Genomic DNA, 17,095 nt, shown 5'->3' with positions numbered 1-17,095 from the left:
TTCAGAAATCGCAGTGTGATAACCTGCGATTTAAGAAGTGAGGATTATATGAAGTAGCACCCATTCATATATCGCATAGTCTTCGCTCCTTTCTCCTTTTATTTATCCAAATTTCGGATAGATGGAAGCAGCACACATAGGAGTGCAATTCCTATGATGCAAACCCCTGATAACATAAACCACGTATTAATTCCGATTCGATCTGCAAAAATGCCAGACACGATTAATCCAATCGGCATGGCGAAGGATGTAATACTGCCCAATAGGCCAAATACCCGCCCTAAATACTCAGGTTGAATTTTCTCTTGAATGAGAGCTAGCTGTACACCGCTATAAAATGGACTTGAAAAACCCATCAGAGCGCTGCACAGAACAAAGATAAGGAAGCCATTTATCGGTAACAAGCCAGAAATGAATAAAGCAACCCCCATCAAAGCAATGGAAAAAATAATACTCAGTGCACGGTTTTTAAAGCCTCCCCAAACACCAAGCAACAAGCCGCCAACCAACATTCCAGCCGCAAAGACGATTTCAACAATCGAGGCATGTGTCACCGTACCTCCGAAATAGCTCATACTCATTAAAGGGAACAAGGCATTGATTGGCATAAAGACAAACATATATAACGCACCAATCCAGAGCAATGCAAATAATCCCTTCGATTCCTGTATTGTACGATAGCCTTCTTTGGCTTCTTCGAAAAAGTTGCTTTTAACACTTTCTCCTTGCGTCTTTTGCTTTGGAATAGTAACCATCGCCACGGTGATACATGCGATTATTGCACCCAATACATCCATGGCAATTATTGCAGTTAGATCCCATGTTGCATATAGAAAGGCCCCAATTGCAGGACTAAGAATATAGCTTACAGACTGAACCGATTGGCTGTATCCTGCGCACTTCGTCAGTTGATCCTCTGGCACCAACAAAGGTGTTACTGCACTCAAAGCAGGTGTATGAAATGCTGTTCCGATACTACGGATAAATAAAACGATCATCACAACCCATATTGGTAGGTCGATTGTGAGTGCAACCACTGCCAAGGCAACACCTGCGACCGCAATAATAAGGTCTGCACCGATCATAACCAATTTTCGATTCCAACGATCTACCCATACGCCGATCATTGTCCCCAAAATGGCTTGAGGTAAAAAACCTACCATTGTTGCCATTGAGAGCACCATTGCAGATCCTGTAGTATCAGTTAGATACCAAATAATTGCCATTTGCAGTACAGCGCTACTAATTAGCGAAACCGCCTGACCTGCCCATATTGTAAAGAAACTACGCTTCCAATTTTGTTGTATCATGTTCATTCTCCCTGTACTTTTAATTGTCTAATTGTTTTTGGCAATAAAAAAATACAGATCCAAGTCCATAATGCGGGCTTAGATCTGCATTTATCACGATAGAGAACACATCGATATATGGCATAGCAAATAAGCTATCCAAATCACGATCTATGTCTACATCCGTAAAAATAAGCAGCTCAAAAAAGGCCCACAGTTGTGTGAAAAAAAACGCCTTTTTATTGCCAGCCTACTATACACATGGAGTGTAGCATAGATAACGTGCCTCCTAATATTTAATGTGTTTACAATAACATTGACTACTCCTACTGTCAATTCAGCTTAGGTAAGATTTTTATATGGGTTGACACGTTCAGTACCAAAACCAAAAACCATTTATATCCGATTCATAAGTAGAACAACTAAAAATGCGACTGCCGAAGCAACCGCATCTCGTTATTGTCTCCAACAAGCATTACAGTCACATCTCACCTATTCTTTCAGCACCATCAATATTATGCACTCCGCATACCTTGTACATCAATCCATCTATCATAAGCGAACCTGTCACATCTCATCTATTCTTTTCGTACCATCAATATTGAGCACTCCACATGAACGGACTTCCTACTACGATTGCTGATAATGAGTAGCAGCTACATTGCAGTCTTGGCAAACGAATGCATAACAGATTCCTTCACCGTACTCTTCTATATCCGACCAATCTAATTGACCAACAAACTTCATAGTAGTCGTACAACTTGGGCAACTCGGATATTCCGCATCTTGAATCCATGTTGGATGTCCACCTACTTGTGAAGATTTGGCTTCCAACATCCATGAGGCCGCAGAATAACAATCTCTAGTCAGCTCGGACATTCGTAATTTATGTAGTATTTCTATACTCGCACCTCCTGAGTGAGTATCAGGTAAATAATCAGGTGTCTTATTCCACTTGCTCCATTTAAAATTCCCTTGTCTATCTATATCCGTATAAATATAACCGTAACAGGTGCACCCATAGCAAGTGGCAATTCTTAATCTGTGTCCCTCTATTTTCAGAAATTCAAGTGTAGGATGAGTAAGATCTAGATCAAACAAAATCGATAAATTGCTGTTACACCACTCACATACTTGCTCACTATCTTGCAAGATCGATACAGCTTCGTGTTCTGAGGACTTATCTTGTATAAAGGGAAAGCAACTCTTATAAAATAGATCTCTGCGCGTTCCTTGTACAGTCAGCTCCCAACCCGCTTCGGAAGCATAATGTTCTGGAGCAACATTTAGCTCCCCTGCCCACTCAGGTGGATGGCTACGCCATTCATTAAACAAGTTAACTACCTTATGGTCTCCAATCCATGCTAGTGCGAGAAGAATATGATTCCGATTGTCTGAATCCACATCCACTTGCTGGATTAATCTATCTCTTATTTCTACTGAAGCATTCTTAAATAATAGGTCTGGATAATAGTTTTCTTTCCCCATAAGAACTAGTAGACATTCTTCAATCGAAGCGTTTGTGAAACATACGATAGACAATAAAATTTCCTTTGCTGTTTCCATATCATTCTGATTCATCAGATCACATACGTGTGTCTTAAGCCTTTGGATATCTTCCTTAGCAAGTGAAGTATAGATTTCTTCCGAAGTTTTTTCATAGGGTATATAGTTTTCCAAATAGTGATATTTACGCGGGCTATGCATAATTTTAAGAATTTCGACAGGGTCGGTGACACCCTCGTATAGATTTACATCTACTCGATTATTTCGTACAAACTCATCCTGTTCACTTTTTTGTGCAAATTGAACGCAAGGCATACAATAGCCGCCTGTTTTCTCAGCTGTGTAAGGAAGAATACTTCCTTTACACCCTTCTGTTTTGCAAGCAATTCGATCACTACTCAATATATCCATTCCTTTCATCCGCAAATCCCGCTTTATTATCCTGAATTATATAAAGACATTCCACTTCGCCCTATGGACATTTACGACAACAATTCCTTTTTCCCTTTATTGGTTATTACATTTTTCCTTCCTCTCATAATTTGTTAGAATGAATTTATTAGAATATTAAGGCTCTGAATCATAAACAGTGCTTGCTAAAGACAGAACCCTATGCAGATTATAGCGGAGGGGACGGAATTGTCCTGAAGAAGCGAAGCGTTCGCCTTTGCCACCGGATTTCTACCGCTCTAAGCGGTATACGATCAAGAAATCTGGGGGCAACAGCGATCGTAAGGATAATCCGTCCACGCAGCGGTCATCTATCGGCACCATTACAATATTCAAGCACTGGTTTTGCTTTTGGGCCAATGTTAATAGTCATAATCATTTCAATAATAGAGGGAGAATAAAAGTAATGTCAATTCAAGCAATTTTATTCGATTTAGATGGAACGCTGCTGCGTATGAATACAGATGAATTCGTCAAAGCCTATGTAAAAAAGCTCTCAGCTTACGTAGCTCATCTAGTTGATCCACACGCATTCGCCAAACAGTTAATGGCATCAACAGAAGAAATGATTCGCAGCAAGAATAGTCTCCTGACGAATCAACAGGTTTTCGATGCTCACTTCTATCCCAAATTAAACGGTGCAGAGAAGTTAATCCCCTTAATCGACCAATTCTATGAAGCAGAATTCCCCAAACTTCAAGGACTTACAGGTAGTCACGATTTCACAAATAACTTGTTAGCTGAAGCCAAAGAACAAGGCTTCCGACTTGCTGTAGCAACTAATCCACTCTTTCCAAGGAGTGCTATTCACCATCGAATCGAATGGGCTGGGTTGAAACCGGACGATTTTGAATGGATTACGGTCTATGAAGAGTCGCACTATACCAAGCCACATGGTGATTATTACTTGGAAATTGCTGCGAAATTAAATCTGCCGCCAGAAGCATGTCTCATGGTCGGAAATGATGCCCAAGAGGATATCGTAGCTAGTAAGATCGGCATGCGAACCTACCTCGTGACCGATCATCTGATCGACCGTGGTCAGCCACAATATAAGCCAGATGGTCAAGGTAGTCTACAAGAATTCTATCGGGATTTGTGTGAACGTAAAGGCTTGTTCGAGCGTTAAGGGGCAGTCCCAAAAAGTCATTTTTGAGGTTGTTAGCTCCAATTTTATACATGATAATGGATTAATAAAAACCTTCAATTCCACTTTTTAATAAACAGAGGCTATCCCCTCTATGCCATTGTCATGGATTAGGGGACAGCCCTTGAATTAACCTCAAACTTTTTTTAGATCAATGATTCAACGTACGAGCCTCTGCTCCTTCACGCATTGTTCCAATAAGTAGACGTAAGTAGTCTAAGGATTGCTGTACATGGTTCGGATCTGGAATGACATCATAGGATTTGCCACTTAGCAATGAGAACACTTCAATCCGATCAGGAAGTCTTCCAAATGCTAAATGGGAGAACACAATGCTCATATGGATGAACGCTTTGATAACTTCAGGCTCATCCGTCACAAAGAATTTACGTATGAGGAATGAAGATTCCGTCCATTCAATCAAATGAAACATCATCGAGAGCTCGAGATCTAATTCTTTTACATATACGGAGAGTGGCTCTGACCGCATTACCAGTGCATTATCCTCGAATCCGCTCTCTAAATATTGCATCAAATACTTCGTAGAAATTCGTTTAACCTGGCGATAGTGATGAACTGAATTAAACTTATCTACATCATCTGTCCAAATCTGCTCGACATGATCCATTACAAAAGCTTGAGTTCTTGCTTCCTTAGGCCGATTATAATAAGCATTTACAACTCGATCTATAGATTGCTGTGCCAATTGTCTCCAAGACATATCATGTGATCCACTACATATTCTATAATAGCACCCCGAACAACGGATGAACTGCTCAATTTCTTCATCACGCATCTGTTCATGACCTAGTTCTTCTTCATCTTTCACCAGTTCCATGTTGATCACTTATATATCACTCCATTTCTACTACCTATTCATGTGTAGATGGATAATACTGATAATCATTATCAATTATAAAAATAATAACGACAATCAACTGAAGTGTCAATATAATTTTCTCATTAGCTGATACAAGTACCTCTGGTGTGCAACAAAAAAGACCCGCTTCAAGAAAATCCAAGAAGTTGGGTCTTACTTTGAGTCGTAGTCAAGCTTGACTCCATGATCCGATCACTTGATCGAGATGTTGAAGGGCATTCTCGCATTTTGCATGAGATTCATCGAGCCATTGACGATGGGAATGCTGCTGTTCTTTTCGTTCTGCTATCATTCGGTTCATTTCTATTGGACTCGGACCACCAGGTAGTGATCGGATGTTCACAAAGTAAACAGGATCTAGTGACTTCTTTAACATTTCTTCATCTAGTAAGAGCTGGCGACCAATTACTTGCATCGCGACTTCATTTACTAATGTTAAGGTAATCTCATTTGCTGCAAGTCCAAGATCCAGTGCTTTTTTGACGACTCCGCTTACAATATGGTGCGATTTACGAAACGAGAGTGAATCTGTTCTAACGAGTGTATCTGCAAGCTCAGTTACGGTAGCGAAACTTCCTTTTGTACGCTGGCGTAGCACGTCTTTATTCACATCCATCGTACCCATTACAGAGGCTAATAAACGATACATCTTCTCGATTATTTCCAAAGACTTCCATGCGTAAGGCTGCATATCATCTTCGGTGTCTACAATATCTCCGAAAGGTGTATTATGTATCATCGTAAGTACGGTTCCAGCATTACCTACACAGCTGGAAAGTAAGGAACGCATGTGCTCTAAAGATACCGGATTTCTTTTTTGCGGCATAATCGAACTGATCTGTACATAAGGAGCAGATACTTTCAACACACCGAATTCTTGCGTACTCCACAGCAGCAAGTCCTGTATCACACGCCCGAGCGTAGTTGCCGCAAGCTGTACAGCAGACGCGATTTCACCGACATAATCTGCACCACTTATCGCATCATACGAATTCTCAACAAGTCCCTCAAAAGCAAGTAAATCCATCATCTTCTCTCTACTGATCGGAAACCCAGAAGTAGTCAAAGCTGCTGCTCCCATACTGCTGCGGTTGCAATTAACATAAGCTGCTATTAAACGACGAATATCACGGCTCAAAGAATCGACTACAGCCATTATATAATGCGCCATGGTTGTAGGCTGAGCCTGCTGTGTATGTGTATAGCCAATCATCAGCGTATCCACATGTTCTTCTGCAAACGCAAGAAGGTTGTCCTTTAGATACAAGGCAGAGCTGATCGTCACCAGCATTTTCTCCCGTAAAGTCATACGATAAATCGCAATACCCATGTCATTGCGGCTTCTACCTAGGTGAAGGTTTCCGGCAATATCTCCTGCTTTATCCAGTAGTTCTTTTTCCACTTGAAAAAATAAATCCTCATACTCACCTGTATAAGTGCAATTATGCAGAGCATCTAGATCCAGTTCATGGATTGCTTTTGCAATCGTTCCGGCTTCTGCCGAAGTAATCATACCTTGTTCTTCCAACATGATTAAATGCGCTTTATTTATAGCCATCATCGGGCCGAGTAACTGCTTTTTAGCTTCATTAAATGCGGGTTCTAATACAACCTCTGTATATGTCTTCCCCGGAAACACACTGCCTTCTGCTTCAATAATTTTTTCGCGATATCCCATGATGTTCATATCCTCCATCTCACTTATGTTTTCTCATCTACAAACCGTTTTTCATGACTTTGTACTGGATAATTGGGAGAGAGCCTTGTTACAGGCCCTCTCTATTCAAGGATTTTACTGCTTTAAGCTGATCATATTCACAAACATACGAATGGAGCCTGGAACTAGATTTGGAATTTCACGGTACCAAACCAAGGAACTATATGAATACGTACCTTTACCATAGGAAGCTGTCAGATAAGTTCCTGTAAATTCTGCTTCTCCTGGATCTCCGTTAGAAATAAGCTGTGCGTACTCTTTGCCCCATTCAGAAGGATTATAAGCGGAACGATCTTGAATCCAATTGTCCCAATCTTTATCTGTAATTTTGTTCGGATAATTAAAAATTTTATGTTTCGGCGCTAACATCGTAACTTTGGATGTTTCATCGGTTACACGCCATTTAATAAGTGGTGCACCGATTTTAATTGGATAAGGAGCTAAATCAGGTGTCCATTTATCTTCAGGCTTATGATACTGCACGACAAGGTTGCCGCCGTTTTCCACATAACTCAGCAGACGTTGATTACTTGGAATCAATTCAGGACGGAATGCGTAAGCACGAATACCGAGTACGATGGAATCGTACTTAGAAAGATCGCCAAATTGAATATCCTTCTCATCAAGTTTCACTACATCAACACCAACTTGACGCAAATAATCGTCAATATTATCAAACCCACTTGAAACATAGCCCACTTTTATTTTGTCAGGTACAATGAGATCAAAGGCTTGGATTTTCAACTCTGCTGGTTGAATATAATAGGTTTTCCCAATATGTGGATACTGGATTACTTGTGCACCCTCTGAGCTCTTAACACCGCCATTCTGGGCAATTGCCTTGATGCTGTAACTACCATTGTTCACATCAGAAGCGGGTATTACCGAAAATGCGACTGATTTGGTTTCCCCTTTGGCAGCAAAGCTCAATTCCTCTACAGCAGGTTCCACTTTCCAACCATCTGGTACATGCAACGATAAAGACGCTTTCGATGCACCTGGGTTGAAGTTGCGGGCTGTTACTTTTACCGGAATCGGCTCACCCGCCTTTAATGTATTGAGTACGGCTGCACTTGGATTTAATGATAAAGAAAACGGTGGAAGCACAGCTACCGCAACTTCCGGATTTACATGGATTTTACTAGTTACAGTAAAGCTCTCGAATTCCACATCCCCGCTAACGATCGGTTTGTCATAAGGCTTAAATCCAGCAGCATCTGCAGGTACGGACACTTCAAACGTAGTCGAAACAGTTTGATTATTGTCCAGCTTCTTAAATGTTGTCGCTCCTGTTGCTTTTGCTGTCCATCCAGCAGGTACGTTCAGCTTCAAGGAGATGTTCTTAAGGTCAACATTTCCACCGTTATAAGCGGTCATTGTCATCTTGGTAGTCTGACCTGGAACTAATTCACCCGTTTCTGGCTTCACTTTTGCCACAAACGATGTTGCTTCCATGCTCGCTTTATTCAATTGATCATCCTTCACTTGAAGACGATACGTAAGGTCAGTTTTGGTTGCTTCATCCAGATTGGATTTCTCCACATCGGCCAAAGCATTCTTCACGTCAATTTTCATTTCCTGTACTTCATGAGCGACTTGAGCAAATTTCGGATACGAGGCAATCACATTGTTAGCGTCCTTCTGCAACTCACGCAATGCTTTTGCAATTTGCTTATCCTTTCCCTTGCTTTCGAGCTCACTTGCTAAATCTTCGAATGTAAAAGCGATGCCATCAAAAAGATCTTTTTCCTTATCTTGACCTTTAACTATAGATGATTCCAATTTATAAAAACTGTTTTTAGGTCCTTCATCCACATGCCGACCCATACCTTGGCTTTTATGCATGAACCGAGATTCTTCTCCAAGCTGTTCATAAGAAGCTCCATAAATTTCATCATAATTACCAATAGGTACAGAGACACTGTATGCTTGTTTATCAGAAGGTAAGTATAATTTCTTAATTTGCCAAGGCTGTAGTCCCGTCTTCAAATGCTCAGGGAATATATTCGGATCGGCTGCATCTTTATACGCACGAACGGTAATCACATTAATCGCACGATGATGTCCATGGGTGGACTCTTCATTTAAGAATGCAGGTACGACCACATCGGGACGCAATTCGCGAATTTTACGAATAAGTCTCTCATATACGACGGAGTCTCCCCACTTTTGCAGTGTTTCATCGGGGCTTTTGGAAAAACCAAAGTCAAAGATCGGGTCATTCAATTGTTCACTTAAATTTGCTAATGTAATATTCGTTATTTTGGAAGCTTCCTGTAGTTCTCTAGTACGGATAATCCCTAACGCATTACCGAGCTCACTACCGATTTCATTCTGTCCGCCTTCTCCACGGTTAGCAATAACACTTGAAGTATTTACTCCTTTGCCAAGCGAGAGATATGCCAGTGTCGCACTATGCTCATCATCCGGGTGAGCACCCGTGTTCATTGCACTTGCAATCGTAGTAAGTGGCTTAATGGACTTCCATAAATCGACAACCCCCCGATCAGCTTGAACTGGTTTCGCTGTAACCGATAACAATAAACTACCCGCCAGCGTCATACATGTAACCATGGATAACATTTTCGTGAACCGTTTCGCTTGACTCATTGCGTTCCTCCCTTATTCCATTCTTATATCAAAACGTGGTTAAGGTTTCTAGGCGATCCCCACGCGATGATCATGCGGTTACACAGCTGAACTTGCATTATCGCCTGTTAACTTTTTGGAAATGAATAGAACGTTAATAATTAACACGATGAGACAAACTCGCCAATTCCTTGCACGAAAGCGAATAGAGTTCCTGCAAGAATCCCACATAGCGCCATTGGAAATACCACACGACGGAAACTATACCACCGCGTTTAACAAAATTTTCACTTTACTTAATCCGAACTTCATACTTGTTCCCCATTATACAAGCTATTAAGTTCTTGCATTTTTATTCACAAACGATTCCAGAACACTGTGCACAGCGCCTGCTATCCCAGCTTGATTATTACTTTCAAAAACCCCTAACATCTCACCATCCTTAGTTAGTTAAAATAACTAACAAAGTATTCTGATTACATACTTTATTGTACCCGCTTTCAATTGTCAATACATAAGTTTCTTAAGGAGAATACTAGAAAGTATAGGTGCAAAACTTATACTTTCTTATTTACTAAAAAAGAGCTACCCCTTAGAGTTAGCTCTTCATCAATGAACATCTTTTACTCAATTGATTCTCCCTTCGCCTGCATTCCAGCTAAAAATGTACCAAGAGCTAATCGGATGCTGTAATCAAGATCAAGTGAAAGACCAAATCCCCCTTGATGCTCAATTGAAGCAAATCCATGTAATAAACTACGTAAGCCTCTAGTAGCATGAAGGGCCAATTCATCTTCGAGCCCATATGCATGAAGTACGCGAAGGAAGATAGCTACGATATCACTACCTATTTGATGAATGTCTACATCTTCTGGACTACCTGCGGGTACGGTTGCTTCATATAAACCAGGATGTTGCCTTGCAAAGCTCATATAAGCATCACTTAAGGCATATATCGCATCATCTCCTGACCGTCCAGTTACGGCAAGAGCTAGCCCTACGTTCAACTGTTTAAGACCATGAATGGCAAGCATTTTGCGAAGTCCTGGTAACCCATCGATATGGTTATATAATGAAGGCGAACGTACTTGGAGTTTTTTGGCCAAAGAGGCTAGAGTGACTTCTCCTAATCCTTGTGTATCCGCAATTTCAGTTGCTGCTTGTAGGATGGTTTGTAAATCAAGACCCATTCTTGGGGACATAGTCGTAAGCTCCTCTGTTATTTATTTATTCCTAATGAAATTTGTGCTTGCTTAATCACACTCGCAATTGCTTCTTTTGGTTGCAGTAGCATTCGTCCATGCCCCACAGCAAGTAATGACGGCTCGTATCTTTGCAATTTGATCGCACTTTCTAGTGCTACATCCCTATTCCAAGTAGCCATTGCAGGGAATGGAAACAACGGTCTAATCGTGCCTGTAACCGCAATACCTCCTCTTGTTTGAAAAGCGTCTCCAGCGATCAACGCATTGTTGCGCGTATCCATAAATGCCATTGAACCTGGTGTATGCCCAGGGACAGAAATCGCAATCAACGATCCAATACGATCACCATCATGCAGTAGAACGTCAGCTCTCGTCTTAACTTTAGTAGGTACTCCTCCCTTTATTGGTGTGTTCGGTTCATGCTCATCTAACGTTCGATCTCCACTAAGCAATCGTGAATCACGATTCGAAATATAGACATGAACTTCTGGAAGCTCTTGTTTAAGTAGGTCTAGTGCTCCTAAGTGATCATCATGTGCATGTGTAAGTACAATCCGTGTAATGGGCTTTCCAATTCTACAGGCAGCTTGCATAATTCCTTTCGAGCTATATGGCAAAGCCGCGTCAATTAAAGTTAAATCATCTTCTTCTTCAATCAGATAACAATTAACAGGAAATAGCCTGGGTATAAAAGTTAATTGATAAACGGTCATCATATGAGTCAATCGCATGAATAAATCATCTCCTATTCGTCAAAACTAATGTCGTTAGTTTTATGATAAACTAATACCATTAGTTTTGGCAAGAGGAATATTTACTGGTTGATAAACCAATATTTCTATTGAAACTTTTGTGTCCCTGAATCGTAGAAAGCACTACTTGAAAATGAACAATAAAGGATGGATACGATGGATTTTTCAATGTACCTTATGCTTTCTCTGATCATTCCGATTTTACTGCTACTTGGCATTATCATAACGAAAATGATAAAAGGCAAACGTATCCCAAATAGCAACTATACCCCCTTCGACTATATCATGGGTCAAACGCCAATTGAATTTCATGAAGAGAAAGAAGATAAAGAGGATCAGGATGATCAAGGTGACGACAAAGATAAACAGCTTCGTAAAGTTCTTTATCGCAACCTAAAAAATCAATAGGATATCCATATGCCGTCCATACCGAAGAACCGTGCGTTCAACGGTATTTGGAAACCATTTATCTTTGAACGTTCGATTTGATTGTCCGATGATCATTTGAGTACTTTGATATTCAATAGCTTTAGCCAGCAGCATTCGTGCGACAGGCATTTTCCCATGGGTTAGAATAACCTCAAACTTTCCACCTAAACGTTCTGTCAATTGTTTTAGTTCATCGATCCGCTTACTCTTCTCATCTGAGATTATTACTTCCTCATGGACATAAGTAACATACCAGTCTGCTTTCAATCGATAAGCGATACGGAATCCATGTCTAATCAACCGTTCAGAATTGGCACAAGTTTTCACCCCAACGAAAATCGTTTCTTTTCTGCGCCACGGGCCGCGAAGTGAACCTTTGCGCTCCAATGCCTCAAGCCTTTCATCTACATCATCTGCAATTTCCCTTAGTGCAAGCTCCCTTAAAGCAATCAAATTACCTGTTTTAAAAAAATGATTTAGTGCTTGATCGATTTTATCTACTCCATAAATTTTGCCTTCTCTCATTCGCTGTTGTAGTGAATTAGGGGCAACATCAATCAACTCTACTTCATCCGCTAAGTGTAGAAAACTATCTGGAACCGTTTCTCTCACACGAACACCCGTTATTTGCTCAACCGAATCATTCAAGCTTTCTAAATGCTGAACATTCATCGTTGAAATAACTGAGATTCCTGAATTGATCAGCTCAAGAATATCCTCATATCTTTTGCGATTTATTGACCCTGGCACATTCGTATGCGCTAATTCATCAACGAGCACCACTTCAGGATTCCGCTCAATAATTCCCTGCACATCCATATCTTCTAGTTTCGTTCCGCGATAATCAATATGAGCACGGGGTATAAGTTCTAATCCACAGACTTGTTGAGCTGTTTCTTTGCGGCCATGTGTTTCAAGTAAGCCAATTACAACATCGATTCCTTTTTTAAGCAGATCATTGCCTTCCCTCAGCATGGTATACGTCTTACCAACGCCTGGGGCTGCACCAATATAGACTTTAAATTTACCACGTTTAATTTTATCAATATTCTCTTCTACCTGTTTATTACTCAATCTTCGATAGGAATCTGCAAGCTTGTTAGTTGAAACTGTCTTAGCTGGGAGAATACGTTCCCCCTCTTGCTCCGTCCGATCTGCAACTACATACACATCCACATTATTCACTTTGCGCAATATGCTGTTAACGATAGAGCCTTGAAGCATCTCTTGTAATAGGCTTTGCTTGGAGTGTCCAAGTACGATACGAGATACATGATGTTCAGTCGCATAACGCAGCAAAATGGATGGTATGAGTCGTTTATTTATCATTGGAATCTCTTCAAAGCTTGCTTCAATTTTCTTAACTAATTTACTTATGGATCGTTTAAAAGAAGCTTCTTCTTTGGTTAGCTGTTTGTTTGAATGAATAAGTGTTACAACACATAGATCGCCGCCAAGTCGCTTCGCAATCTGATGACCTCGAAGAATGTAGATGGAACCATTCCAGTGATACTGTGCAGACACGAGAATGCGCTCAGTTGCTCTTGATGCACCAATCAAGCCTTGCTCCTCACGATATTTTTCAAGCGAATCATTCACATCTTCAGCAACTAATCGTAGTGCAAGCTCACGTAATTTACCGATATTTCCCCGTTTGTAGACAGATTGCTCGTAGTTCTTGTTCATTACTCCTTCTGCTAAACGGTCTAATATTTTCTCAGGTGTCACATCAATTAGTCTAACCTCATCAGCTAAATCAAGGGTATCTGAAGGGACTGTCTCCTGCACATGTATACCTGTCAGCTTGTGAGCTATATCCTTAATACCATCAAGTTCATAGACATTGATCGTTGTAATCACACTTATTCCATGCGAAAGTAAACATTTAATATCTTCTAAACGGGTAGGAAACTTCGCACCCTTCCGATTATGATGGGCAAGTCCGTCAACAAGCACAACCTCTGGATTTCGTTCGAGTAGAACATCCATATTTAAATCTTTGTGGAGCACATCATCCTTCGTCCATTGAATACTTGGAATCCGCTCCAAATCTCCAAGCTGTTCTACCGTCTCAGGTCTACGCATCGTAGATACTGCACAGATCACAACATCAATACCCTGTTCTTGCAAATACTGTCCTTCTCGAAGCATATGATAGGTTTTACCAGTTCCAGTAAAAGCACCAATATATATTTTAAGCCTCCCTTGATGAAGCTTGGATATAGATAATAGAATTTCTTCGGGAGTTTTGCGCTTGAAACTCTCCATAACATTCGCTCCTCGACTGTTCTTTGTACACATAGAACACCGTAACAACAATACACAGTAACCACAGTAACCCTGCCCGAATCTTCAGGCAGGGCTAACAGATTTAGTGCTTATTTCTTCTCTAAATCTTGAAGAGCTAAATTCATTTTGAGAACGTTAACTCTCTTTTCGCCAAACAGTCCTAAATCCCTGCCCTCTGTATAATCAGATACAAGCTGTTTCAGCTGAGCTTCTGACAAACCAGTTAAAGAGCTAATTCGTGGAATCTGCACAAGGGCGGATTCAGGTGTTATATGTGGATCTAAGCCTGAACCAGAGTTCGTAATGAGTGCAACTGGCAATTGATCAATTGGTACACTTGGATTGTTCAATTTCCAATCATTGATCGATGTCTGTACACGCTCTAATAATGCTGGATTCAATGGTGCATAGTTATTGGAGCCAGACGATTCTGCTTTATATTCAATACTGGATACCCTTCCATGAAATAGCTTCGGATCGGTAAAGTTCTGACCAATGAGCTCAGAACCAAGAATTTGACCGTTGCTTGATTTAATCACGCTTCCGTTCGCGTTTCCTGGCATGATTAGCTGCGCTATTCCTGTTGTTACGAGCGGATAAATAATTCCACATAATACAATAAATAAGATACTCAATCGAATGGCTATGAATATAAAGGATCCTTTGGACTCGGTAGATGGTACAGTTGTCGATGTCTGTATTGTTTGATACATACTCCTTCATTCCTTCCTGAATTTCGTTTGTTTCTTCTTACATAGAATCTATTGTCAATGGTGTATGGTCTATTGTCTCTATACCTACTCTATACCCATATGTGAACAATCAAATCAATGAGTTTAATTCCGATAAATGGAGCGACGATTCCGCCAAAACCATAAATGAATAAGTTACGACTGAGCAGCTTTGAAGCATTCATTGGCTTATAGGATACGCCCTTCATAGCAAGTGGAATCAGGATTGGAATAATAATGGCGTTAAAGATCAGTGCTGACAAAATGGCTGATTGCGGTGATCCAAGTCCCATAATATTAAGAACGTTAAGTTCAGGGATCGCAAGCATGAACATGGCTGGAATAATAGCAAAGTATTTGGCAATATCATTGGCAATACTGAACGTGGTCAGTGCTCCACGTGTCATAAGCAGCTGTTTACCTATCGCTACTACTTCAATAATTTTCGATGGATCTGAGTCCAGATCGACCATATTCGCTGCTTCTTTAGCAGCTGATGTCCCACTATTCATCGCAAGGCCTACATCAGCTTGTGCTAGTGCAGGTGCATCATTGGTTCCATCCCCCGTCATAGCAACGAGTTTACCTTCAGCTTGTTCGCGCTTGATTAACGCAATTTTATCCTCTGGTTTACTTTCTGCGATAAATTCATCCACACCAGCTTCACGAGCAATCGTGGCGGCCGTAAGTGGATTATCACCTGTACACATGATCGTCTTAATACCCATTTGGCGAAGTGTTTCAAAGCGTTCGCGCATACCTGGTTTAACGGTATCCTTCAGGTAGATTAAACCCATTATTTCTTTATCGACAGTAACAGCAAGTGGTGTTCCTCCCGCTGTAGCAATTGCATTTCCTTTGACATCTAGATCATTTGGTATGCTTCCACCTTGGGCTACAACCCATTTCTTCACCGCATCAACTGCACCCTTACGAACGATACGTCCATCTGTTAAATCAATTCCGCTCATGCGTGTTTCCGCTCTAAATTCTACAAAAGTACCGCCTTCAGCTTGCTGTACATTAAAGCCAAGCTGCTCTTTCTTCATTAGCTCAAGAACAGATCTGCCTTCAGGCGTTTCATCCTTAAGAGAACTAATTGCAGCCCATTCTGCTAATGTGGACAAATTATGATTACCGACCGGTATGAATTCACTTGCCATTCGGTTCCCGTAGGTGATTGTTCCCGTTTTATCTAGAATCATCGTATTGATATCGCCTGATGCTTCGACTGCTTTACCTGACATCGCAATTACATTAAACTGTGTCACTCGGTCCATACCTGCAATCCCGATTGCTGATATCAAACCACCAATGGTCGTCGGAATTAGACATACGAGCAAGGAGATCAGAATCGGTATTTCAAGATTAATTCCGATATACTTAGAAATTGGTGCTAAAGTGATGACAACAATGAGAAAAATAAGTGTTAAGGTCGTTAATAAAGTGTTCAATGCAATTTCATTAGGTGTTTTCTGACGCTTCGCACCTTCAACTAAGGAAATCATTCGATCGATAAATGATTCACCTGGATCGCTTGTAATCCTAACATTAATCTGGTCACTCAGTACACGAGTACCACCGGTTACCGAACTGAAGTCGCCGCCAGCTTCTTTCATGACAGGTGCTGATTCGCCTGTAATCGCTGATTCATCAACAGATGCAAGACCTTCAATGACATCCCCATCACCAGGAATCATCTCACCTTGCGAGACGATAACAATATCTCCCTTGCGCAGTTCTGTGGAAGGAACTACTTTAATTCCGCTGCCAATAACCTTATTAGCTGTAATTTCTTTTTTCGATTTTTTGAGCGAATCAGCCTGCGCTTTGCCCCGACCTTCTGCAAGTGCTTCTGCAAAATTCGCGAATAAAACGGTAAAAAGCAAGATTAAGAACACAACGAAATTAAATCGGGCACTATCCTGTGTTCCAAAATATCCAGGCCATATCGTCATTAATAGAACGACAATTGTACCCATTTCAACTACGAACATCACAGGATTCTTCATCATTGTGATTGGATTAAGTTTAATAAAACTATCTTTTAATGCATGATTAATCATGCCGCTTGATATCATATTCTTTCGGTTTGAACTCATTCTATTTCA

Annotated in this window: 13 protein-coding genes; 3 read left to right on the top strand and 10 right to left on the bottom strand. The window is 40.8% G+C overall.

Annotation, left to right across the window (positions count from 1 at the left end):
* Window positions 1-98: 98 nt before the first annotated feature.
* Window positions 99-1,310, bottom strand: coding sequence for an MFS transporter (locus AC1DOK_RS15565; RefSeq protein ID WP_477555216.1), 1,212 nt, complete (start codon window positions 1,308-1,310; stop codon window positions 99-101).
* Between the two features lie 609 nt (window positions 1,311-1,919).
* Window positions 1,920-3,206, bottom strand: coding sequence for a DUF1963 domain-containing protein (locus tag AC1DOK_RS15560; RefSeq protein WP_477555215.1), 1,287 nt, complete (start codon window positions 3,204-3,206; stop codon window positions 1,920-1,922).
* 182 nt (window positions 3,207-3,388) lie between these two features.
* Between AC1DOK_RS15560 and AC1DOK_RS15555 the strand changes: the two genes are divergently transcribed.
* Together AC1DOK_RS15555 and AC1DOK_RS15550 are read left to right on the top strand one after the other, a co-directional pair.
* The gene (locus AC1DOK_RS15555; RefSeq protein WP_477555214.1) at window positions 3,389-3,646 is read left to right on the top strand and encodes a hypothetical protein; all 258 of its coding nucleotides are present in this window, start codon (window positions 3,389-3,391) and stop codon (window positions 3,644-3,646) included.
* A gap of 5 nt (window positions 3,647-3,651) precedes the next feature.
* Window positions 3,652-4,374 (top strand): HAD family hydrolase, encoded by a 723-nt coding sequence (locus tag AC1DOK_RS15550; protein ID WP_477555213.1) that lies wholly within the window; start codon window positions 3,652-3,654, stop codon window positions 4,372-4,374.
* Window positions 4,375-4,543: 169 nt separating this feature from the next.
* On the opposite strand, the gene AC1DOK_RS15545 is transcribed toward AC1DOK_RS15550, so the two are convergent.
* The 5 genes from AC1DOK_RS15545 to AC1DOK_RS15525 all read right to left on the bottom strand — a co-directional run bounded on the left by AC1DOK_RS15545 (window position 4,544) and on the right by AC1DOK_RS15525 (window position 11,514).
* Window positions 4,544-5,239, bottom strand: a complete 696-nt coding sequence (locus AC1DOK_RS15545) for a cobyrinic acid a,c-diamide synthase (RefSeq protein WP_477555212.1) — start codon at window positions 5,237-5,239, stop codon at window positions 4,544-4,546.
* 202 nt (window positions 5,240-5,441) lie between these two features.
* On the bottom strand, window positions 5,442-6,950 hold the full coding sequence (gene argH / locus AC1DOK_RS15540) for an argininosuccinate lyase (RefSeq protein ID WP_477555211.1): 1,509 nt from the start codon (window positions 6,948-6,950) through the stop codon (window positions 5,442-5,444).
* Between the two features lie 114 nt (window positions 6,951-7,064).
* Complete coding sequence (locus tag AC1DOK_RS15535) at window positions 7,065-9,599, bottom strand: NEW3 domain-containing protein (protein ID WP_477555210.1); 2,535 nt, start codon at window positions 9,597-9,599, stop codon at window positions 7,065-7,067.
* A gap of 602 nt (window positions 9,600-10,201) precedes the next feature.
* The gene (locus AC1DOK_RS15530) at window positions 10,202-10,780 is read right to left on the bottom strand and encodes a TetR/AcrR family transcriptional regulator (protein ID WP_477555209.1); all 579 of its coding nucleotides are present in this window, start codon (window positions 10,778-10,780) and stop codon (window positions 10,202-10,204) included.
* Between the two features lie 17 nt (window positions 10,781-10,797).
* Window positions 10,798-11,514 (bottom strand): MBL fold metallo-hydrolase, encoded by a 717-nt coding sequence (locus AC1DOK_RS15525; protein WP_477555208.1) that lies wholly within the window; start codon window positions 11,512-11,514, stop codon window positions 10,798-10,800.
* Between the two features lie 177 nt (window positions 11,515-11,691).
* Between AC1DOK_RS15525 and AC1DOK_RS15520 the strand changes: the two genes are divergently transcribed.
* Entirely contained in the window at window positions 11,692-11,943 is a 252-nt protein-coding gene (locus tag AC1DOK_RS15520; protein ID WP_477555207.1) for a DUF3951 domain-containing protein, read from the top strand.
* Here the strand turns inward: AC1DOK_RS15520 and AC1DOK_RS15515 are convergent.
* The 3 genes from AC1DOK_RS15515 to kdpB all read right to left on the bottom strand — a co-directional run bounded on the left by AC1DOK_RS15515 (window position 11,929) and on the right by kdpB (window position 17,086).
* Window positions 11,929-14,232: a histidine kinase gene (locus AC1DOK_RS15515; protein WP_477555206.1), complete on the bottom strand. Its 2,304-nt coding sequence runs from the start codon at window positions 14,230-14,232 to the stop codon at window positions 11,929-11,931. The genes AC1DOK_RS15520 and AC1DOK_RS15515 overlap by 15 nt on opposite strands.
* A gap of 110 nt (window positions 14,233-14,342) precedes the next feature.
* Window positions 14,343-14,966 (bottom strand): potassium-transporting ATPase subunit KdpC, encoded by a 624-nt coding sequence (gene kdpC / locus AC1DOK_RS15510; protein ID WP_477555205.1) that lies wholly within the window; start codon window positions 14,964-14,966, stop codon window positions 14,343-14,345.
* A gap of 89 nt (window positions 14,967-15,055) precedes the next feature.
* A complete protein-coding gene (gene kdpB / locus AC1DOK_RS15505; RefSeq protein WP_477555204.1) occupies window positions 15,056-17,086 on the bottom strand; it encodes a potassium-transporting ATPase subunit KdpB in 2,031 nt (676 codons plus the stop codon).
* Window positions 17,087-17,095: the final 9 nt, after the last annotated feature.

The sequence above is a fragment of the Paenibacillus sp. P5_B5 genome (assembly GCF_056400365.1).
This window is presented reverse-complemented; position numbering and strand designations above follow the sequence as displayed.